General features: G+C 46.1%; 21 protein-coding genes. All 21 read right to left on the reverse strand.

Features of this window, described 5'->3' with window-relative positions; all coding sequences use genetic code 11:
- Positions 1–5 precede the first annotated feature (5 nt).
- The 21 genes from phnD to ACLVWU_RS14985 all read right to left on the reverse strand — a co-directional run bounded on the left by phnD (position 6) and on the right by ACLVWU_RS14985 (position 20,759).
- A complete protein-coding gene (gene phnD, locus ACLVWU_RS14885) occupies positions 6–905 on the reverse strand; it encodes a phosphate/phosphite/phosphonate ABC transporter substrate-binding protein (RefSeq protein ID WP_413575631.1) in 900 nt (299 codons plus the stop codon).
- The gene (gene carB, locus ACLVWU_RS14890) at positions 902–4,096 is read right to left on the reverse strand and encodes a carbamoyl-phosphate synthase large subunit (RefSeq protein WP_413575632.1); all 3,195 of its coding nucleotides are present in this window, start codon (positions 4,094–4,096) and stop codon (positions 902–904) included. Before carB ends, phnD begins: the two co-directional genes overlap by 4 nt.
- 78 nt (positions 4,097–4,174) lie before the next feature.
- Positions 4,175–4,822, reverse strand: coding sequence for a hypothetical protein (locus tag ACLVWU_RS14895; protein ID WP_413575633.1), 648 nt, complete (start codon positions 4,820–4,822; stop codon positions 4,175–4,177).
- A complete protein-coding gene (carA, locus tag ACLVWU_RS14900; protein ID WP_413575634.1) occupies positions 4,819–5,883 on the reverse strand; it encodes a glutamine-hydrolyzing carbamoyl-phosphate synthase small subunit in 1,065 nt (354 codons plus the stop codon). Before carA ends, ACLVWU_RS14895 begins: the two co-directional genes overlap by 4 nt.
- The gene (locus ACLVWU_RS14905) at positions 5,880–6,782 is read right to left on the reverse strand and encodes an aspartate carbamoyltransferase catalytic subunit (RefSeq protein WP_413575635.1); all 903 of its coding nucleotides are present in this window, start codon (positions 6,780–6,782) and stop codon (positions 5,880–5,882) included. The genes carA and ACLVWU_RS14905 overlap by 4 nt, the downstream gene beginning before the upstream one ends.
- 35 nt (positions 6,783–6,817) lie before the next feature.
- A complete protein-coding gene (gene lepB, locus ACLVWU_RS14910) occupies positions 6,818–7,495 on the reverse strand; it encodes a signal peptidase I (protein WP_413575636.1) in 678 nt (225 codons plus the stop codon).
- Positions 7,496–7,553: 58 nt separating this feature from the next.
- Complete coding sequence (locus ACLVWU_RS14915) at positions 7,554–7,985, reverse strand: hypothetical protein (RefSeq protein ID WP_413575637.1); 432 nt, start codon at positions 7,983–7,985, stop codon at positions 7,554–7,556.
- A gap of 127 nt (positions 7,986–8,112) precedes the next feature.
- Positions 8,113–8,826, reverse strand: coding sequence for a signal peptidase I (gene lepB / locus ACLVWU_RS14920; RefSeq protein WP_413575638.1), 714 nt, complete (start codon positions 8,824–8,826; stop codon positions 8,113–8,115).
- Between the two features lie 3 nt (positions 8,827–8,829).
- Complete coding sequence (lepB, locus tag ACLVWU_RS14925; RefSeq protein WP_413575639.1) at positions 8,830–9,627, reverse strand: signal peptidase I; 798 nt, start codon at positions 9,625–9,627, stop codon at positions 8,830–8,832.
- A 3-nt stretch (positions 9,628–9,630) separates the two neighbouring features.
- Positions 9,631–11,430, reverse strand: a complete 1,800-nt coding sequence (gene lepA / locus ACLVWU_RS14930; protein WP_413575640.1) for a translation elongation factor 4 — start codon at positions 11,428–11,430, stop codon at positions 9,631–9,633.
- A gap of 83 nt (positions 11,431–11,513) precedes the next feature.
- On the reverse strand, positions 11,514–12,683 hold the full coding sequence (gene metK, locus ACLVWU_RS14935; protein ID WP_413578800.1) for a methionine adenosyltransferase: 1,170 nt from the start codon (positions 12,681–12,683) through the stop codon (positions 11,514–11,516).
- A gap of 113 nt (positions 12,684–12,796) precedes the next feature.
- Positions 12,797–14,101: a sensor histidine kinase gene (locus tag ACLVWU_RS14940; protein ID WP_413575642.1), complete on the reverse strand. Its 1,305-nt coding sequence runs from the start codon at positions 14,099–14,101 to the stop codon at positions 12,797–12,799.
- A gap of 71 nt (positions 14,102–14,172) precedes the next feature.
- Positions 14,173–14,523: a ribosome hibernation-promoting factor, HPF/YfiA family gene (gene hpf / locus ACLVWU_RS14945; RefSeq protein ID WP_413575643.1), complete on the reverse strand. Its 351-nt coding sequence runs from the start codon at positions 14,521–14,523 to the stop codon at positions 14,173–14,175.
- A gap of 178 nt (positions 14,524–14,701) precedes the next feature.
- Positions 14,702–15,265 carry a 5'-nucleosidase gene (locus tag ACLVWU_RS14950; protein WP_413578801.1) on the reverse strand — a complete coding sequence of 188 codons (564 nt, stop codon included), beginning with the start codon at positions 15,263–15,265 and terminating at the stop codon, positions 14,702–14,704.
- Positions 15,266–15,281: 16 nt separating this feature from the next.
- Entirely contained in the window at positions 15,282–15,617 is a 336-nt protein-coding gene (locus tag ACLVWU_RS14955; RefSeq protein ID WP_413575645.1) for a phosphoribosyltransferase family protein, read from the reverse strand.
- 84 nt (positions 15,618–15,701) lie between these two features.
- Positions 15,702–17,147, reverse strand: a complete 1,446-nt coding sequence (gene rpoN, locus ACLVWU_RS14960) for an RNA polymerase factor sigma-54 (protein ID WP_413575646.1) — start codon at positions 17,145–17,147, stop codon at positions 15,702–15,704.
- Positions 17,148–17,178: 31 nt separating this feature from the next.
- Positions 17,179–17,901: an LPS export ABC transporter ATP-binding protein gene (lptB, locus tag ACLVWU_RS14965; protein ID WP_413575647.1), complete on the reverse strand. Its 723-nt coding sequence runs from the start codon at positions 17,899–17,901 to the stop codon at positions 17,179–17,181.
- Complete coding sequence (gene lptC, locus ACLVWU_RS14970) at positions 17,898–18,920, reverse strand: LPS export ABC transporter periplasmic protein LptC (protein ID WP_413575649.1); 1,023 nt, start codon at positions 18,918–18,920, stop codon at positions 17,898–17,900. The genes lptB and lptC overlap by 4 nt, the downstream gene beginning before the upstream one ends.
- Positions 18,921–18,938: 18 nt before the next feature.
- Positions 18,939–19,538 carry an ExbD/TolR family protein gene (locus tag ACLVWU_RS14975; RefSeq protein ID WP_413575650.1) on the reverse strand — a complete coding sequence of 200 codons (600 nt, stop codon included), beginning with the start codon at positions 19,536–19,538 and terminating at the stop codon, positions 18,939–18,941.
- Entirely contained in the window at positions 19,538–20,014 is a 477-nt protein-coding gene (locus tag ACLVWU_RS14980; RefSeq protein WP_413575651.1) for an ExbD/TolR family protein, read from the reverse strand. The genes ACLVWU_RS14975 and ACLVWU_RS14980 overlap by 1 nt, the downstream gene beginning before the upstream one ends.
- Before the next feature lie 25 nt (positions 20,015–20,039).
- Entirely contained in the window at positions 20,040–20,759 is a 720-nt protein-coding gene (locus ACLVWU_RS14985) for a MotA/TolQ/ExbB proton channel family protein (RefSeq protein ID WP_413575652.1), read from the reverse strand.
- Positions 20,760–20,765: the final 6 nt, after the last annotated feature.

Consider the following 20,765-nt stretch of genomic DNA (forward strand, 5'->3'; position numbering starts at 1 on the left):
ATTCATTACGGTTTCAGCTCAATATTCAAAGCTTTCACCATCTCCCTCACAGGATCATACTGTTTAGAAGTGGCTGGCATCAAGTCACGAGAACCTAAAATTTCAGAATAAGGGTTTTTTTCCGCAGTTTGTTCCAGAATATCGATCAAAGCGAACATCATATCGTGTGTGACCTTAGGATATTCGTCATAAAAATCCTGGCGAACACAGAAAGGATCATTGGGAATCGGCTGGCTCATCCAAATGACCCTGTATTTCTTTTTGGCGTCAGCGAACTTAACCCACGCCCCCTGCTTGCCTTTTTCATCATCGCTGAATACTGCGGCCGCATCGACCTCATTGGACTCAAGCGCCTTGATCGAAGCCTGGTGATTCCCCGTAAACTGGATTTTTAAATCTTTGTCTACCAAGCCTCTTTTACGAATCTCGACCAGAGGATACAGATATCCCGAGGACGATTGTTCATCTACAAAAGCCACACGCTTGCCTTTAAGATCCTTGACGCTTTTGATTTTGGAATTTGCGGGCACTATGATCGCCGAGTAGTAGTACGGTTCGTGCCAAACTTTTTTCAACAGAACCTTAGCCTGCGCCTGTTTTTCTGCCAATACATAGGTGGAAGAGGAGAAAAAGGCGAAGTCCACCTTTTTGTTTTTCATTGCCTCTACAAGACCTGCATAGTTTTTTGAAATATACATCGTCACGGGAATTTGCAAACGCGTCTGCAATTCCTGAGCAAGGGCCACGCCCTGCTCTGTTTCTTTTTTGGGGTCACCACCGGGAATCATCCCGATCGTCAGTTGCTTTGGCGTTTTATCCGCAGCGTGAACTGTGGTGAGTGTAAATGTGGTTACCGCCAATGCAGCAACCACGGCTTTTCCAAAAAAACGTGAAAATGAAATCAAAAGACCTCCATCGAAGGCAATGCTTCGACTGATGATGACTCATTTCGTGTATTTTTTAAAGCAAGAACAAAGGCTTCGGCAGCGTCACTCTCGGTCAGGCATGGAATATTATAGTCTGTGCAAGCTCGACGAATGTCGAAGCTGGCCTCGATCGCACGTCGACCCGAAGTGGTGTTGATTACAAAAGCCACTTCTCCAGAACGGATTTTATCCACACAGTGAGGGCGACCCTCATCGACCTTTCTTAACGACAAGCAGTTAACACCTTTATCATTAAAGAATGCCGCTGTTCCCGTAGTGGCAGAAACCCCGTAACCCATTCTTTGCAGTTCGCGAACCAGTGGCAGCATCGCTTCTTTATCTTTATCACGCAAAGAGAAGAAGACCTGACCGGTTTTTGGAAGTCTTATGTTACTTGAAAGGAAGGCCTTGCACAAAGCTTCAGAATAATCCTTACCACGCCCCATGCTTTCGCCAGTGGATTTCATCTCTGGCCCCAGAATAGAATCCGACTCCGGGAACTTCTTGAAAGGGAAAACCACACCTTTTACTGAAACCGTGTTGGTGTTTCTCCATTTCAGTTTTTCAAGTTGTAACTGATTGGCTTTTTTACCCAACATTGCTGCCACGCCCAGGTCAATCAACGGAATACCTGTGGCTTTGGCTACAAATGGTACCGAGCGCGAGCTGCGTGGGTTGGCTTCAAGCATATAGACGATATCGTTTTTTACAGCCAACTGCAGGTTCAGATGACCGATCACACCAATGCGATTTGCCAATTGAATGCTGAGCTGTTCGATGCGATCACAGGTTTCATTTTTCAAGCGGTGCGGAGGCAATACACCCATAGAGTCACCGGAATGAACTCCCGCCGCTTCGATATGTTCGACCACGCCACCAACTAGTGTCCAATCAACCCCGCGCACCAGATCCACGTCCACTTCAAGGGCGCCGGCAAGAAACTGATCCATCATACAAGGCTTATCCGCAGAGATATAATCCCCGTGGCGCTGGAAGTATGAAATCAGTTCGTCACGATTTTCAATCACTTCCATGCGACGTCCACCCAGAACATAACTTGGACGACAGATCATCGGATAGCCGACTTGTTTTTCGCTCGCTAGCGCTTCTTCCAATGATCCCGCCATTGCGGAGTTCGGAATTTCAAAATTCAATTCCTTACAGATCTTGGTGAATAGACCGCGGTCCTCTGCCAGATCAATCGTCTGCAGTGATGAACCCATCAACTGATAGCCTGCAGCTACCAAATCGGGTGCCACATTGATAGGAGTCTGCCCACCTAATTGCGCCACAAATCCAAATGGCTTCATAAACCGCATGATTTCGATCAGGCTTTCTGATGTTAGTGGCTCAAAGAACAATACATCCGAAGTATCGTAGTCGGTCGATACAGTTTCAGGATTGGAGTTCACCATGACAACTTTTTTGCCGTTCTTACGGAAGGCTTTTACCCCGCGAACACAGCTGTAATCAAACTCGATACCCTGACCGATACGATTAGGACCGCTGCCGATAACCACGACGGCGTCTTTCGCATTTACTTGGGCTGATTCATAAGCCCAGTAGCTGGAGTAAAAATAAGGAGTTGAGGATTCAAACTCCCCGGCGCAAGTATCCACTTGGGAATACTTCGGAAACATCTGATGCTGTTCACGCAAAGTCTGAATGAACTTTGCATCCTGGCCCAACAGGCTTGCCAGGCGCGCATCGGTGAAGCCTTTACGTTTAGCTGCCAATAGCAAATCAGTATTGCTTTCGTTAAATTCATTTTTAAACTTGGTTTCAAACTTAACCAAACTTTCAACCTGTTCAAGGAAGTACGGAATGATTCCCGTCAGATCCTGAATCTCGGCCACGGTTTTCCCATCACGGAAGGCCTGGAAAAGATGATAAATACGCTGACTGTTTGGATAGGAAATCTTGCCCGTCTCCAGAATCACTTCTGGAATCGCCTGAGGACTGGTCTCAAGACTTGCCAATGCCTTCATCATGGATTCCTGCAAGGTGCGCCCGATCCCCATGACTTCGCCGACACTTTTCATTTGCGTGGTCAAAGAATCTTTGGAGCCTTGGAACTTTTCAAAGGCAAAACGAGGAATTTTTGTGACCACGTAATCCAGTGCAGGCTCATAGCAAGAAGGCGTCACTTGAGTGATATCATTCTTTAACTCTTCAAGGCTGTAACCGATCGACAACAATGCCGCAATTTTTGCGATAGGAAATCCCGTCGCCTTGCTGGCCAACGCAGAGGAACGACTGACTCGCGGATTCATTTCGATCACCACGCGCTCGTGCGTGGTCGGATGAACCGCAAACTGAATATTCGCTCCACCGGTTTGAATTCCAACTTCGTTGATAATCTTGCAGGCTTCGTCGCGCATGGCCTGATATTGACGATCACTGAGGGTTTGTTGAGGAGCGACGGTGATACTGTCGCCCGTGTGCACCCCGCATGGATCGAAATTTTCGATGGAACAAACCACAACGAAGGAACCTTTGTAGTCACGCATGACTTCAAGTTCAAATTCCTTCCAACCCAAAATGCTTTCTTCGACCAGAACCTCGGAAGTCGGGCTTTCATGAAGCGCACCCACCAGCATGTTTTGATACTCTTCCGGAGAGTAAGCAATACCGCCACCACCACCGCCCAGAGTATAATTTGGACGAAGAATCAATGGGTAACCCAAATCATCTGCGACCTGCAAGCCATGCTCGAAAGTACGAACCAAGTGGCTTTTCGGATAGCGCGCACCGATTTTATCAAGCAGGCCACGGAAGATTTCGCGGTCTTCCCCGGCTTTAATCACCTGAGGTGTCGCGCCCAGAAGCTGCACTTTATATTTTTGCAGAATGCCTTTGCCATGCAGATCCAAAGCCAGATTCAGAGCCGTTTGTCCCCCTAATGTGGGGATCACCGCATCGGGCATTTCCTTGGCAATGATTTTTTCAAGATAGTCGACCTTTAAAGGCTCCACATAAACACGAGTCGCAATTTCAGGATCGGTCATGATTGTTGCGGGATTTGAATTCACCAGGATGACTTCAAGTCCTTCCTTCATCAGCGCCTTACAGGCCTGAGTGCCGGAGTAATCAAACTCACAGGCTTGTCCAATCACGATCGGTCCGGATCCTATAATCAAAACCTTCTTAATGTCGGACTTACGTGGCACTCTTTCCCCCTTGCAAAAAACTAATGTCAAAACTTACGCAAAAAAAACTCCGGATATACCGGAGTTAATAAAATAAAATTAAATACCGAGCTTACCCTCGTTGGAGTAAATCATTTCCGGCCTTACGTGCTTGTACTGCTCGAACTTATATCTCATCTTGATCAAACGAAGCATCATCAGATCAGGATCCAAATCCGGGTCTTTGCGATGGCGTTTGACTTCACTTAAGATAAACTTCTTGGCACTTTCCGGATGGAAGCAAAAGCCACGAGTGAAAATGTAAGACTCCCCATGAGGAATCAAACGAACTTCAAACAATTCATCTGGATCAAATCCGAAAACATATGGTGACTCTTTCACAACCAACTTCTTGTTGGCCATAAGGTCCTTGATATACACATCGCCGTTCTTGATCTTGTTAAACTCGAAAATGGAATGACGGTGTTTTTTCAAAACTTCGATAAGTTCTTTTTCGTCTTCTGTGAAACGAAGCTCACGGACCAGGTGGCAGGCATCCAATGGAGTCTGGCCGAAACCTTTTAGTTCCCGTGTAAAGAAATACCAATCATAAAACTGTGCCATGCGGGATTCATAATGCTCGGAGTTCTCGTCCAGAGTGCCGGCATTCTCAAAGAATTCCTTTTTGGCCATAGCCAACTCATCCTTGAAGGCATCGCTAACAAAATGATTAAGAATCTTTTCGATTAACTTTTCGTATTCGTTCATATCATCCGCTCTACAAAATATCCAAACAGACCACTCGCTTCATGCGGGCCTGGGCAACTTTCAGGATGATATTGTATTCCCAAACACTTTCTTTTTTCACTATAAAAACCTGCCACAGTGCCATCATTTAGATTGGTGTGCGTCACTTTGACATCGTCAGGCAAAGTTGCCGGATCAACGGCATAACCGTGATTTTGGCTGGTCATATAAATTTGATTTAAAATCTGATCCTTAATGGGATGATTGCTGCCACGGTGGCCAAATTTCAGCTTATAGGTCTTGCCCCCCAGGGCCAAACCTAGGATCTGATGTCCCATACAGATTCCGAAGATGGGTTTTACTCCCAAAAGCTCTTTGACCGTGCCGATTGCCACCTTCACATCTGCAGGATCCCCGGGACCGTTGGTCAACATAATCCCATCGGGGTTATAATCCATGATTTCCTGAACGGAACTGCGGCTGTTGAAGATTTTGATTTCGGAACAACGATTTTGCAGTTCGCGAAGGATGTTTTCTTTGCTGCCAAAATCCAGAACCGCCACACGCGGCCCCACCATATTATCGCCTCTGCGAACTTCTGGCGCCGGACGCGAAGCCAGGAAAACCCAGTCCTTGTCCAAAGTTTTCTTTTTCGCGATCAAATCCATGGCAATTGTTTTGGCCTGATTCTGATCAGCGGCCTGAACCAAAGCTCCCCAAGGCGTGCCCCCATTGCGAAGTCTTAGAACCAGATGGCGGGTGTCGAGCTCCGTCAGCATCGGAATTTTGTTTTCGATCAGACGTTTTTTCCAGGCTTGATCCCGTTCGGAATCCTGAACTTCAAGACAAATGAATCCTTCGATCCACAGCTGACGGGACTCCCACGCCTCGTCCTCGATCCCGTAATTTCCCTGCATCGGTGCGGTCATCACCACGATCTGCGAAAAATAAGAGGGATCGGTTGCGATTTCCTCGTAACCAGAGTGAGAGGTATTGAAGACCACTTCACCCGCACGATTTTCACCACCATGCCAGGCTCCCTGATAAACTTCGCCCGTTTCTAAAACAAGCCAACCCTTCATACTCCCTCCAAGACATCAAGCAAGACCGCCTGGCGAACCAAGACACCGTTAGTGACCTGATCCAGCACGCGACAACGCGGATCCTTCTGCAAAACTTCAGCATCCATCTCGGTTCCCTGATTAATGGGCCCCGGATGCATGATGAGTGCGTTGCTTGAAAGATCTTTTAAATTTTCAACTGTAAAACCGAAATCCCTGCGATAGTTCGCCAGCGAATGACTGGCTTCATGGCGCTCGAGCTGAACTCTTAAGGCCATAGCCACTGAACACCACTTCAACCCCTCGGAAAGCGAAGCAAAAACTTTCACGCCTGCATGGTTTGGCAAGAACTCCTGAGGACCGCAAAACGCAACCGAGTAGTTTAACTTTGCTGCGAGCTCAATATGAGAAGCAGCGACGCGCGAATGACGGGCATCGCCCACGATTAGAACTTTTTGATTCTCGATGGATCCCAGATGCTTTCTGATTGTATACGCATCCAACAAGGCTTGTGTCGGATGCCCGCGCTTGCCCCAACCCGCATTAATGACTGGCATACCAACTTGGCTGGCGATGGCGTTGAAATCCAACTCATCCCCGGAACGAATCACCAAAAATGCCGGCTTCATAGCCGCAACATTCAATACTGTGTCTTCGAGGGTTTCACCCTTTTCAAGACTGCTGCCGGATTTCCCATCCAGAAGCAGCGGATAAACTCCAAGATGTGCGCAAGCGGTTTCAAAGCTCATTCGAGTTCGGGTGCTGGCTTCAAAAAACAAAAGGGCTCCGGTTTTTCCGAAGCCCTTGGATGGTAAAAATGGATTAGCTGCCAACTGGTCTGCTGTTGAAAATAGACGACCGATCTTTTCTTTTTCAAGGTTAACTAAATCAAGAATGGAGTGCTGAGTTCTAGATGACATCTAGAAGAACAGCCTAGAAGGCGTTGAGATTCCTGTCAATGAACCGCGGAAAAAACTCTGTTCCAACGCACCGAAGGATAACGGTCTCCACCCCACTTCTCCTGCCAATCCAAGGAAAGCCAGATCAGAACGACCTTACCCATGATTTGCGATGCCGGAACCGTGCCCCAATAGCGCGAGTCGTCACTCGCATCACGGTTATCACCTAAAATAAAGACTTCTTCAGGAGGCACAACGATAGGACCGAAATCCTTGGCTTCGAATTGCTTTTGAAAAATCACTTTCCAGGACATGTCCTGGTATTTTTCCTCGAAGATCTCGAACAAATCCTGGTTCGGATTGTCGATGCGACTGTCAGGGACTTTCGCGTACTCGAGCGGCTGATCATTCAATATCAAACGCCCGTTTTGAATCTGAATTTTATCCCCCGGCAGGCCAATCACCCGCTTCACATTCGAGATATCATTCTGATTTGAATAGTTAAAAACCACCACGTCGCCACGACTGGGAAAAAGAATGCGCCATTTTTTGTCTGACAGAGGAATCTGAATCCCGTAGGCCACGCGGGATGAAAAAATAAAGTCACCGGGTTTGAGAGTCGGCTGCATTGAGCCCGTCGGGACCTTGTAGGCAGTGATCAGATAGCTGCGCACGAAAAGCGCAAAAAAAACCGCGATCACCAAAGTTGTTAAGTATTCCCGCCAACGAGTCATGGAAAAATCTTATCTAACTTTTGTAATCGCGGATAGCTTTTTTGGAAATACGAAAAAACTAGTATTCGTCTTCGATGATTGGAGATGGATTTACGTCTCTGTTTTCCATGAAAATCACGGCTTTTGTGCCATACAGAGATTTATGGAAGAACTCTACCAAGCAACCGCTGTTTTCACGACCTGGAGTCCAGATAACTTTGGCTTCTACAGATTGAGTGAATGTTCTTTTTGCTGAGTTATATGAGCTATCCAATAACAAGACGTCAGTAACTTTACATTTGAAACCGTTTGCTTGTTCAGAAACAAGTACCGTCGGCAATACTTTACCGTCTGTTTCAACAACTACGCGCAATGAAATCACGCCGTCTTGATTGGAAGCAGTTACAGCTTCAACATAGTTTGTACGGTCTTCAAGATTTGTATAGTTCGTGCTGTATGCGAAAGCGCTAATTGACATTAACAATGTCATAGCAAAAGAAAGCATTTTCATGTTTTTACTCCTTGGATTGATGAATGGCCTCTAGTACCACACATCGGCCTTACGGAATAACGCAATGTGTCCAAATGTAAAATAAACCAGCCTGTTTAACTTTTATCACAGATGTATGTATTTGATATTACTGAATAGTTTTAAATAGTCGGGACCATCGCATTTGCGCCGGATCACACATGAATCGCATTGAAGGCAAAGTGCTGTCGCAGGAAAGCCAGATGGCCCAGGCACGCCCTACCACGTAATCCGCTTTCACGAATCCCCAGACTCGGGAGTCACTGGATTGATCGCGATTGTCGCCCATAAAGAAATAGTGACCTTCGGGAACTTTAAAAGTCTGAGCCGGGGGATCATCATCGAACTTATAATCCATAAAACGGATCAGATGACTGCTGCTATCTAAATGTTCGTCGTAGTAGGTAAAGCCGGATTCAAACTGGCTATCTTGACGATGATCAAGAGGCAGAGCTTCTCCATTCAAGGTGATTTGACCCGCTTTCACTACGACTTCGTCACCAGGAACACCGATCAATCGCTTGATGTAGTACACGTCGGGATTTTCAGGATATTTGAAAACCACAATGTCAGCGCGCTGAGGTGGAGCCCACTGAAACAGCCACTTGTCACTGAAAGGAAGATGCAATCCATAGGCAAATTTCTTAACCAGGATATGATCGTGAATCAAAAGATTCGGGATCATACTGCCAGAGGGAATTACAAAGGGCTCAAACAACGCCCAGCGCACACCCAACACCAGTAAAATAGGAAAAAGGAACGTTAGAATCGCCTGATTCCACGTTCCTTTCAGATTTTTTCCAGCTGGTGTTTGTGAGGTCATTGACTAGTTTACAGGATGGAAGAAACGCTTCCAGCGAATCGTCAGCGGATTGCAAAGCATTGGCAAAGCTGGAATGGTTTCTTCGCAAGACAACCAAACGAACATCGCACGTCCCAAAATATTTTGCTTAGGAAGGAAACCCCAAACACGACTGTCCATGGAGTTCATACGATTATCACCCATAACAAACAAGTGATCTTCTGGAACTACCACTGGGCCGAATGTTTCGTAGAAATCACCCTTGCGAAGCAGGATCGAATGATCTTTGCCTTCACCGCCGTCTTTTCCAGGGGGAAGTGCCTCGGTAAATTCAACGTAATTGGATTTCGCGTCGTTCACGTTCCCGTCACGAGTGAAATCCGCATCACGCAACCAATCAAAGTCCACTTGAGAAGCCGGAACTTTCTTTTCAACAGGTTTGTCGTTCACGAAAAGAGTTCCGTTTTCATAGTAGATCTTATCACCCGATTCACCCACGATACGTTTGATAAAGAACGTGCTCATATCGCGTGGAAATTTAAAAACGATCACTTCTCCACGTTTTGGCTCGCTGAATTTAACCAGCCAGTTTTCACTGAATGGCACTCGCAAACCGTAGGTGAATTTGTTCACAAAGATATGATCATGAATCAACAAGCTTGGAAGCATGGATCCTGATGGAATCACGTAAGCCTCAACGAAGCCCCAGCGAATGAACAATGCGATGAAAACCGCAAGGAAGAGCGAACCCCAACCCTCTGTCCAAAAGTGTTTCGTTCTCCAGTCCCATGGTTTTGGTTTGATTGCCTGATCCTTAGACATAACCTAGTCCTCTACTTTCAAGATTGCCAAGAATGCTTCCTGAGGAACATCGACGGAGCCGACGGACTTCATGCGCTTCTTACCTTCTTTTTGTTTCTCCAAAAGCTTACGTTTACGGGAGATGTCACCACCATAACATTTGGCAGTAACGTCCTTGCGAATCGCGCCTTGGGTTTCACGAGCGATAATTTTTGAACCGATTGCCGCTTGAATATTAATCTGGAACTGCTGACGAGGAATGAGTTCTTTCATTTTCTCGGTCAGTTTACGACCACGAGTGACCGCTTTTGATCTGTGGACAATCAATGATAAGGCATCGATCGGCTCAGAGTTGATCAAAATATCCAACTTCACAAGGTCAGCTTCCTCGAAGCCGATGAATTCATATTCCAAAGACGCATAGCCTTTAGAGATGGATTTCAAACGGTCATAGAAATCCATAACCATTTCATTCATCGGAAGTTTGTATTCGATGATAACTTTCTTTTCGTTCACATATTCCATCTTAAGCTGAGCGCCGCGCTTGTCTTCACAAAGCTTTAAGATTCCACCGATGTATTCAGTGGGGGTATGCAAAGTCACCTTTACGTAAGGCTCTTCAAATTTTGCAATTTTAGATTCATCAGGCATGCCCGATGGATTTTCCAACATCAAAACTGTGCCGTCCGTTTGCGTGATTTGGTAAACAACCGTTGGAGCTGTCGTGATCAAATCAAGATTGAACTCACGCTCCAAACGCTCTTGAACGATCTCCATATGAAGAAGGCCCAAGAAACCACAACGGTAACCAAAACCAAGGGCCGCGGATTTTTCAACTTCGAATGATAACGACGAGTCATTCAAACAAAGTTTATCCAAAGCGTCTTTCAAGCTTTCGTATTCGGAAGCTACGACTGGAAAAATACCTGCGAAGACCATCGGCTTAATTCTTTGGAAACCTGCCAAAGGCTCTGCTGCTGGATGTTTAGCACCGGTAACAGTGTCACCCACTTTAACGTCACGGATATCCTTGATACCGCAGATGATAAAGCCCACTTCGCCCGCTTCAAGAGTGTCTTGAGGAGCCGGGAATGGTTTGTATTTACCCATACGCAAAACTTCATAGTCACGATCCGTGGCCATGAATTTAATTTTGTCGCCTTTTTTGATTGTGCCATCGACCATACGAACCAGGACAACAACGCCTTGATAAGCATCGAACCAAGAGTCGAAAATCAAACCACGCGGAGTGAGCGTGTTGTCTGCTTTCGGTGGCGGAACTTTTTCAACGATCGCTTCAAGAATATCAGTGATACCGATTTTCTCTTTGGCAGACGCGTGAATGATTCCCGTTGTATCCAATCCGACAGTGTCTTCAATTTGTCTTGCTACACCCTCTGGGTCAGCAGATGGCAAATCGATTTTGTTCAAAACCGGAATGATCTCGAGATTATTTTCCATCGCAAGATAAACGTTTGCGAGAGTTTGAGCTTCCACCCCTTGTGCGGCATCGACAACTAAGATCGCGCCTTCACAAGCAGCCAATGAACGAGACACCTCGTAAGAGAAGTCCACGTGCCCCGGTGTATCGATCAGGTTGATCTGATACATATTGCCGTCTTTCGATTTGAAATCCAGGCACACTGTTTGAGCTTTGATTGTGATCCCACGCTCACGCTCAAGTTCCATGTTGTCCAGGAACTGTTCTTTCTTTTCACGATCGGAAAGAGAACCAGTTGCTGAAAGAAGACCATCCGCCAAAGTTGATTTGCCGTGGTCGATATGAGCGATAATTGCGAAGTTACGTATAAACTTTGGATCCATTGGCGCCATTATTATAAAAGAAGCGCCGAGTTGCTAGAGACAACTCGGCGCAATGATTAATAAATTTCAAAATCTAACAGGTCCTAAACCAAGCCTTTTACAGCCTCTTTTAGCTGATCTACCTTATTTAGCTTCTCCCAAGAGAAACCTTCTTCATTACGACCGAAGTGGCCGTACGCAGCAGTTTGAGAGTAAATCGGTCTTAAAAGGTCCAAATCCTTCGTAATGCGAGCTGGGCGCAAGTCAAAGACCTGACGAACTGCTTTTTCAAGCACTTCAGAACCCACTTTGCTTGTACCGAAGTCATTCACAGTGATTGAAACCGGCTCAGCAACACCAATCGCATAAGCAACTTGAAGCAAGCAACGGTCAGCCAACCCTGCACCCACGATGTTCTTCGCAATGTGACGAGCTGCGTAAGCCGCAGAACGATCCACTTTTGAAGGGTCTTTACCAGAGAAAGCGCCACCACCGTGTGCACCATGGCCACCATAAGTGTCCACGATAATTTTTCGACCCGTCAAACCAGCATCACCCATTGGACCGCCCGTAACGAATCTGCCAGTGGGATTGATGAAGAATTTAGTTTTTGCATCGATCCACTGAGCCGGGATTGATTTTTTGATCAACTCTTCAGTGATAAATTCCTGGATTGTTGCATTGGAAACGCTTTCCGCATGCTGAGTGGAGATAACCACTGCATCAATGCGTTTTGCGATACCGTTTTCGTATTGAACAGTTACTTGGGATTTAGCATCCGGGCGCAACCAATCCACTTTGTTTGCTTTGCGAAGAGTCGCAAGATCTTTCACCAAACGGTGCGACATCGCGATTGAAAGAGGCATCAATTCTGGAGTTTCGTTAACAGCGTAACCAAACATCAAGCCCTGATCGCCAGCACCCTGGTCGTCAGACAAAGTTTCCTTAACACCGACTGCGATGTCAGGAGATTGCTGGCCAACTGCAACCGTTACTGCACAAGTTTTGTAGTCAAAACCCTTGTCAGAATGGTCGTAACCAATACGTTTAACAACATCACGAGCTACCTCTGAAAAGTTAACTTTTGCAGAAGTTGTGATTTCACCAGCGACAACGATCAAACCTGTAGTTAGCAAAGTCTCACAGGCAACGCGACCTTTTGGGTCTTGAGCAAGAATAGCATCCAGGATGCCATCAGAGATTTGGTCGGCCATTTTATCCGGATGGCCTTCAGAAACAGATTCACTCGTAAAAAGATAGTTTTTCACTTCTATTTTTCCTTATGGACGAAGCAGCCACACTCTAACCGGGGCAGAGTGTAACAATGATTGATTAACGACTTTAAAGTCTGCTACGCAACCTATCAAAATCGAATTTGGGGGTCAACCTATTGCGGGGCGATCTTAAGGAAAAGACTAACTCTGGTGCCCTTATTCAAGGGATCCACTGAATCACAGATACTGTGAATTTGAAGACGACCGTGGGCTTTATCGAGGTAATGCTTCATGAGCAATAGTCCAAATCCCGTGCCCTTTTCACCCCAGGTGCCAGCAGATGAAGGCAAGGCCCCCGCGATCTCCCATTGCATCAGACGCTCATTGGGAATGCCATGGCCGTAGTCCCGAATCACCAATTCGAACTCACCACCATGGGAAACCCCGCTCACCACGATTTTACTGCCTGGATCACTGAACTTAATGGCATTCGATATGGCATTGCTTATAACCTGGGTTCGCAGGCTGATTTCATCGCCCAAAACATAGACTGATTTAAGTTCGGGACTGACCTCAAGGGAAAGGCTCTTTTCGCGAAGGCGTTCATCAAACAACACCGCTACAGATTCCATCAATCCGCTTAACGAGATCGGAAGAATGTTCAACACCACTCTGCCGGAATCAGCCGCATCAAAATAGCGGGCATTTTCAACCGTATGACGAATGTTACCAATGATCTTTTTAGAATGGCTTAGCTCTGACTCCAGCTCGGGGAAACGTTTTTGAATTTTTGCCTGGGTCATTTCCACCACCGCCAAAGGGTTTAGGATGTCATGAGTGATAGCCCGGAAGAGCTGGCGAATCTGCATGTTTTTGGCAGAAATCTTATTGTGATAAAAATAGCCCAGCTCAATAAAGAATAGCGAAAAGCCCCCAACAAGAGCAATCAACCCCAAGCCGACCATAAACTGAACAACGACTTTTCCGTCTTCGGATAACTGATTTGGCGGCACAAGCCCCCTTGCCTGAGCAAGGAACATCATCACGTATCCAGAGACACAAATAAAAATCCACGTCAGAGCGTGAGTTTTGTTGGTCAATATCCCAACAATCATCGGCAACACCGCAATCCAAAACAGTGTGGGAGCAAAAAATCCGCCAGTGAAATAGGCGAATGAAGTTTGAAAAACCATTCCCGATGCAACCATGACGTAGGTTGCAAATGCAATGGAGCGGGCCATCTTATACCACATCGGACAGAATGCATGAACAATGGCGCAAGTGAACCCAATGGTTGCGAGACGCTTATCTGCGACCAGAAATATAGAAAGGAAGCTGTACATCCACATGAACAGTCCCGTCAGCAGGGTGATCGCGACTAACAAGCGATATTTATAGGACCTTGTCACGGCATCGTCTTCAACGACGGAAGAGAATAACCAATTACCAAAAAAAATGCCGGGATCCGTGCTTTTCATTAGCACATTAAACAACAAAAGGTGGTTACTAACCACCTTTTGTTAATTACAAAATGAATTTCAACTTTGCATTATGCTGCTTTTCTCAGCCTTAGCATTTGATTCAACCGACCTTCCTTGGAAAGCTCAGGTTTCTTGTGATCCTTGTACATTTTCGATGTCTTTAAGAACTGCTTTTCAAGTTTATCCACGCAAGCGTCTACTGCTGCGTACGCATCCACACTAAACGAAGAGGCTTTAAAATACTTTTCGCGGGTGTTTACGGAAATCTCCACACAAAATTCATTCTTGGTTTTGCTGAAGTAAACGGACCCGTAACCTTCTCTAAGCAGAAATTGTCCGATCTCCTCCATACGTTGTTCGGTATATTCAACTAGTGAATCGGAGTGATCAAGATGCTTAAAGGTTGTGTTCATTTTCATTATTATCTCCTCCAGCCCCTTTCAAGGCCTTCTAGTGTGTTCCTGAGCTTCTTATCGGCCCGGCTAGACCAAAGATGAGCTCTATATTGAGAACCGGAGGAATTAATTTGCGGTTAATTTAATTTCTCATTTTGAGAAAATAAATTTTCACGGATTAGGCCAGGAATTAAGCCTGAAATTAAGCAGGTGCGGTGTCCTCGGATGTGACCATTCGCTTATAAAAATAATGTAATTTCTTAGCACCCGGCAACAGATTGGCCGCCCAATCGTTATGGGCATTGTGATCGGCACCATCGGTAATATATTTCAAGGAAATCAGCTGCACTCCCATTTTACGGCAAACCTTGGCCAGGGCATAGCCTTCCATGTCCACCAGATCACAAGGAATCTTCGGCGTGCCTGTCTCGAAATTATCCCCGGTACTGCAAATTCCATGGGGAAGCTCTGAAAAATAAGGAATCAAATCGATTTTTCCTGGCATGGGATCAAAAGGAGTCTCCCCCACTTTAAATCCCAGCGGAGTGATATCCATATCCCTTTGTACGAAGGCCGATACTTCGACCAACTCATGAGTTTTAAACTTTGAACTGCCGGCAGTGCCGAGATTGATAATGACCTTGCATTTGGTTTTGTGAATCACATCCATGGCCGTCAAAGCGGCATTCACTTTACCAATACCGGTATAGTGAACTGGGATATTCGCGTGCTCGAACACACCCTGGGATTCATGCGGAAGGGCCATCAATACTGCGACGTCTTTAATATTGAACAAGGGAGAATACCTCTTTGCCGTTAAACTTCATTTGGTTCAGGAAAGTCAGATTCGCCAGAACCGCCACTGCCTGCACTGTATACCCAGCATGGTTACTTAAATCAATAGCGGCCTGCAAAGTGCCACCGGTAGCCAGAACATCGTCGACAATCATGATATTACCCTTGCCTAAGGGAAGCTCGATTTCCGCGGTGCCGTTCACCAGATTTTTGGAGACGAAGCTTAAGGCTTCCGGATTTTGCAACAGAGGTGACATGTCTCTGAATAGAATTCCCTCTTTTGGGAAGTTCGGCACATCACGAATTAAGGATTTCAAATTCACAGGTTGCCTCCACAGGTCAGCTGGAATTTCATTCTAGCGTCCCTGGAGAAACTTTTCTAGGTCCACAGACCCTTTCTGCGCGACCTAGAAGTATTTTTTACGTTGGGATGAAGGCAGGATCTTCAAAACGTCGCGGTATTTTGCGACGGTACGACGGGCGATTTGAATGCCATCGACTTTCAGCAAATCCACGATTTTTTGGTCTGACAATGGGTTCTTCGGATCTTCCTTGGAAACCAGGTCTTTGATTTTCACCTTCACTGATTCACTCGCCAGCGAATCACTGCCATCACCTGAAGAAATCCCTGAATTGAAGAAGTATTTCAATTCATAGATACCTTGTGGAGTATGCACGTATTTCGCTGTCGTCACACGGCTGACCGTGGATTCATGCATCCCGATGTCATTCGCGATATCGCGCAAAACCATCGGTTTCAAATGCTCAGAACCTTTTTCAAAGAAGTCGCGCTGATGTTTTACGATCGACTCGGCCACTTTATAGATTGTTCTTTGTCTTTGGTGGATGGACTTAATCAACCAGACAGCAGAGCGCAATTTCTCCTGAATATAATCCTGAGTTTTATCGCCCGTGGTTTTTCCACTTTTCAGCATGTTTTTATAGAAATTTGAAATCTTCAAACGTGGCAAACCGTCTTCATTCAAAGACACCACGTAATCGTCGCCCACTTTGTAAACGTAAACGTCTGGCGTTACGTAGTGAGTATCACTGGAAACGAACGCACGGCCTGGTTTCGGGTCCATGGCGTAGATGATTTTACACATCTCAACCACGTCTTCGATATCACGACCCAAAGCTTTGGCGATGGCTTCATAATTTTTCTTTTCCAGATCCTTCAGATGATTCGTAATAAGGCTTACAAGATCGTGAGTGTCTTCTTCAAGATGCTTCGCTTGGATAAGCAGACATTCTTTTAGGTCACGAGCCCCCACTCCGGGAGGATCGAACTCATGAATCAGCGTCAGAGTATCTTCCAAAAGGCCCTTATCGAGCTTTTCTTCCTCTGCCAATTGATCCATTGGAACTTTGAAGTAACCATCGTCATCGATCGCACCAATAATGGCATCAGCAGCGCGCTCCTCTTCCTCAGAGAAGCCGTTCATTTTCACTTGCCAGTAAAGGTGATCGTGAAGTGTTTGCGATGCAGTGATGACGTTTTCATAATTCATGATCTCTTCAGAACCGGACATGCCAGACTGAGGAGGTTTTTGATTTTGTTCAATGTAAGATTCCCACTCGAACTCATCTTGCTTTTGTGGGTCTTGGGAAATCTGATCGTTGGTGGATTCGATGGAACCCTCGCCAGCAACTTCGTCTGCCGCTTCTTTTGTACGCTGCAGATCTTCTTCTTTAAGCTGTTCTGCTTCCTCTAGAATTGGGTTTTCTTCCAGCTCAGAGCGAACCGCTGACTCCAGTTCCATACGCGACATCTGCAACAGTTTAATCGCTTGTTGCAGTTGTGGAGTAATGACCAGAGATTGACTCAGGTTCATGGTCTGTCTAAGAGCCATTGTTTACCTTCCTAAAAAACGCACTCGAGCGTTACAGCCTAAAGTTTTCACCGAGATAGAATTTACGAGCCAATTCAGATTGTGTGATTTCATCAGCACTTCCGCTGACCTGAATCGCCCCGTCCTTCAGTATATAAGCATAATCGCAAATGCCCAAAGTCTCACGAACGTTATGATCCGTAATGAGAACTCCTATACCTTTGGCCTTAAGTTCGCGGATGATATTCTGGATATCCCCGACCGCAATCGGATCGATCCCCGCAAAGGGCTCATCCAGAAGAAGGAACTTCGGTTCACCCGCCAGGGCGCGTGCGATCTCCACACGACGGCGCTCACCACCTGAAAGTGCGTAACCATAGCTATCGCGAATATGACCCACACGAAGCTCTGAAATCAGCAGCTCCAGGCGTTCTGCGCGTTGGGCGCCACTGAATCCATGGGCTTCCAAAGCCACCGTGATATTTTCAGCCACCGTCAGTTTACGAAAAATGCTGGGTTCTTGCGCCAGGTAACTCAAGCCCACTCGCGCGCGCTTGTACATGGGCTCTTTGGTGATATCTTCATCGTCCAGGTGAATCGCACCCTTATCCGGCTGAATGATTCCCACCACCATATAAAAAGAAGTGGTCTTACCAGCACCGTTAGGCCCTAAAAGACCGACAACTTGTCCTGATTCCACTGAAAAAGACGCCCCATCGACGACTTTGCGTTTCTTGAAGCTTTTTGAAATTTCTTTGATGGTCAGAATACTCATTTGTCCATGTTCTCCATCTTGGCGCGCACTCGTTCAACTTTAACCTTTTTTCCGCCTTCAAGAAAGATGATTTCCTCGCCGCTCAGTTCATCATTGTTTTGAATGACCTTGGGCTTTCCTTTAAAGACGTACTTATTTGCTAAAAGGTCCAGGTTGACTGTGTCCGCCGTTGCAAACTTGTCGGCGTCACTGACTTTAACGCCCCCTAAAATACTTATCGAACTTAAAATGTTTTCGCCTCTATCATACATGAAGCTGGCCTCAGGACCCTCGAGGCGCATTCCATCGTAATTCATACGAACTGCGCCAAGAAATCTCGCCATGTTGTGTTTACCGCTGAACTCGGCGCCGTCGGCATCAATCTCGAAACGTTTGCCTTGATTGGTGGACTTGGTGGCTGTCACTTTTTCGCGGATAACCATTTTGGACTGATCAACAAAGACCTGCATACTGCGCCCTTTGACGACCATGCCACCACCGGATTTATCCGGTGGACCTTCCATATAAACCGTTTCCGGGCTTTCAATGAGACGCTTCACAGACGAATAGGAAATACCCGGAGTTTTGAATACGTAGCCGTTTTCAGAACGCGTGATGACATTGCCTTCGATTTTCAGATCCTTCGAAGCCGCATCAATAGTGCCCTCATCACCGGTGGCAGTAAATTCAACTTTTTCCTTGTTATAAAAAAACACGCGGACTTTTTTCAATTTCCAGTTACCACTGCCCTGACTGCCTTCTGCAGATTCAGAAAACAGCTCCCAGTCACGCTGCCCCTTTTGGCTTTCCACCAGATGAACACCACCCATGCGCTGATCCGCCATAGGGCCCGCTGTGGGTTTTGCTTGGGCATCTTTACCCAGCTCTTCAAGTTCTTTTCTTCTTTTTTCCTGGAGTTCTACGCGCGCCTGAACCTGGGTATCGTCCTCGTGTTCAAGCTTTTGAGGAAAGACAATAAGAACCTCAACAAATAACAAAACTAAAAGTGCTGTAAAAATGAGGTTCTTGAATTTGGCCATGGATCGATTCTACCCAAACTATTGGGTAGAAGTCGACTGGTTAGAGTTTTTGATCACCGCGAAATTGATTTCGCCGGCACCGGCTTCTGTCACTGTAAACATAACTTTTTTCACAGTCAGGAAATCCATACCCTTATCGGCTTGGATAGTCACTTTGCTCCATGCATTATCATCCTCAGGGCTTTGACCTTTAGTTTGATCAACAGCATTTCTGATTTTGTTCTGCAATTTTGCTTCGTGGTCCGCTTTGCTTTTTGCCAAAGCCAACGTCAACTGTTCCTTCAACTTCGGGATGCTCCAGTCATCTGGTCCCGACGCCTGAACTTCATCGAACGTCGCTACAACATCCCTGTCCAAAACAATTTCCTTGTTGGAAATCGTCACAACGTGTGCGGGCTTCAATTCTTTTACACTTGCTGCCTTCGGAAGTGTTACTTCTTTTGGCATGTACAGAATGTCACCTGTCGTATTGTAGTTCTGAAGAAGGAAGATCACGAGAACCGTAAACATGTCGACCATCGCTGTCAAAGACAGAACCGCCGTCACTCCACGCTTCCCTTTTTTCTTACTCAAAATATTATGGTAACGATGTCTCTCGCCCGGTTTAAAGATTGCCATTATTGAGGCGCTCCTGTCGCGACTGATATCGCACTAAATCCTGCGATCAGGCAATTATCCATCGCCTTGATCAATTGTTCGTATGGCAGATCGTCTGCCATAGTCAGGATTGCATCCACTTTTTCTGGATAGATTTGTTTAACTCTTTGAAGTTGCGCAATAAGGCCCGCATCGTCAAATTGTCCCGCTTGCATCGGAAGACTGATGACTTGTTTCCCAACAGTTAAAACATAACCAACAGGCTTCACGTCCACCTTCAACACCACATCCGCATTAGGAGGTGGGGTCGGATTGGGTTGAGTGTCGGATTTCTTACCGTACAAGGAACTACCAATTTGAATCATAGAGATCTGAGTCCAAACGGCGGAGATCAAGAGGAACGTAATAAGTACGCTCATCAAGTCAATAACAGGCACGAGATTCAACTCGATATTCTTCGCCCTGCCGCCCTTGCCACCTTCTTCTATGTGAGCCATGCTAAACCTCTAAACTCTCAAAAAATTAATCTCTGATTTTCTCTCTGTTTGCTACAACCAGATTCAAAAGGCTCATGCTGGTTTCAACAACTTCGTTCTCTGTTTTTTGGATACGATGTTGGAATAAACCGTAGGCAACGATACAAAGGATCGAAACCAAAAGACCGAATGCCGTACAATTCAGGGCATACGAGATACCTTTTGAAAGTTCGATGGATTTAGTCGCTGGATCTGCAACCGCAACCGCCTTAAAGGAACCGATCATACCTACGATCGTACCAAGAAGACCCGCAAGTACGGCGATATTACCGAAAACTGCAAGGAAGGAAACCCAACCCTCAACTTTTGGCATCTCTCTCATAACTGCTGCATCCATTGCCACTTGAATTTCTTCGTCAGGGCGTTTGTTCATTGCCTGCACAAGACCGGCTTTAACTGTGTTCGTCAAAGCTGCTGGGCGAGCGTCGCAATAAGAAATAGCCTGGCGAAGATCACCTGCTACTACCATGCGGAAGATTTGATCTGTGAATTCTTTCTTATCCACATTCAGGTTTTTCAACTTCATGATACGGTCAACGATGACCATGATCGACATGATGAAGATTGCCGCGATGATGTACATCACGAATCCACCCTCATGGAATGCACGTTGAATGAAGTTCATGTTATCACCTGTTGCAACTTGCACTGCTACGTTAGTTGCTGCGTTTGTTGCTGCTGCTGCTGCTGCGTCTGTTGGGTTCACGGGATT

Source organism: Bdellovibrio sp. HCB290, assembly GCF_047305925.1.
Lineage (GTDB): Bacteria > Bdellovibrionota > Bdellovibrionia > Bdellovibrionales > Bdellovibrionaceae > Bdellovibrio.

Bases quoted from the DNA above. Each gene is read 5' to 3' on its own strand.
- ACLVWU_RS14975 (WP_413575650.1), bottom strand. From the start codon at position 19,538: ATGGCAATCTTTAAACCGGGCGAGAGACATCGTTACCATAATATTTTG.
- lepA (WP_413575640.1), bottom strand. From the start codon at position 11,430: ATGGATCCAAAGTTTATACGTAACTTCGCAATTATCGCTCATATCGAC.
- ACLVWU_RS14980 (WP_413575651.1), bottom strand. From the start codon at position 20,014: ATGGCTCACATAGAAGAAGGTGGCAAGGGCGGCAGGGCGAAGAATATC.
- ACLVWU_RS14915 (WP_413575637.1), bottom strand. From the start codon at position 7,985: ATGAAAATGCTTTCTTTTGCTATGACATTGTTAATGTCAATTAGCGCT.
- lptC (WP_413575649.1), bottom strand. From the start codon at position 18,920: ATGGCCAAATTCAAGAACCTCATTTTTACAGCACTTTTAGTTTTGTTA.
- carA (WP_413575634.1), bottom strand. From the start codon at position 5,883: ATGAAGGGTTGGCTTGTTTTAGAAACGGGCGAAGTTTATCAGGGAGCC.
- lepB (WP_413575639.1), bottom strand. From the start codon at position 9,627: ATGTCTAAGGATCAGGCAATCAAACCAAAACCATGGGACTGGAGAACG.
- rpoN (WP_413575646.1), bottom strand. From the start codon at position 17,147: ATGGCTCTTAGACAGACCATGAACCTGAGTCAATCTCTGGTCATTACT.
- ACLVWU_RS14940 (WP_413575642.1), bottom strand. From the start codon at position 14,101: ATGAAAAGCACGGATCCCGGCATTTTTTTTGGTAATTGGTTATTCTCT.
- hpf (WP_413575643.1), bottom strand. From the start codon at position 14,523: ATGAAAATGAACACAACCTTTAAGCATCTTGATCACTCCGATTCACTA.
- lepB (WP_413575636.1), bottom strand. From the start codon at position 7,495: ATGACTCGTTGGCGGGAATACTTAACAACTTTGGTGATCGCGGTTTTT.
- ACLVWU_RS14895 (WP_413575633.1), bottom strand. From the start codon at position 4,822: ATGAACGAATACGAAAAGTTAATCGAAAAGATTCTTAATCATTTTGTT.
- lptB (WP_413575647.1), bottom strand. From the start codon at position 17,901: ATGAGTATTCTGACCATCAAAGAAATTTCAAAAAGCTTCAAGAAACGC.
- ACLVWU_RS14905 (WP_413575635.1), bottom strand. From the start codon at position 6,782: ATGTCATCTAGAACTCAGCACTCCATTCTTGATTTAGTTAACCTTGAA.
- lepB (WP_413575638.1), bottom strand. From the start codon at position 8,826: ATGACCTCACAAACACCAGCTGGAAAAAATCTGAAAGGAACGTGGAAT.
- ACLVWU_RS14950 (WP_413578801.1), bottom strand. From the start codon at position 15,265: ATGGCCCTTCCGCATGAATCCCAGGGTGTGTTCGAGCACGCGAATATC.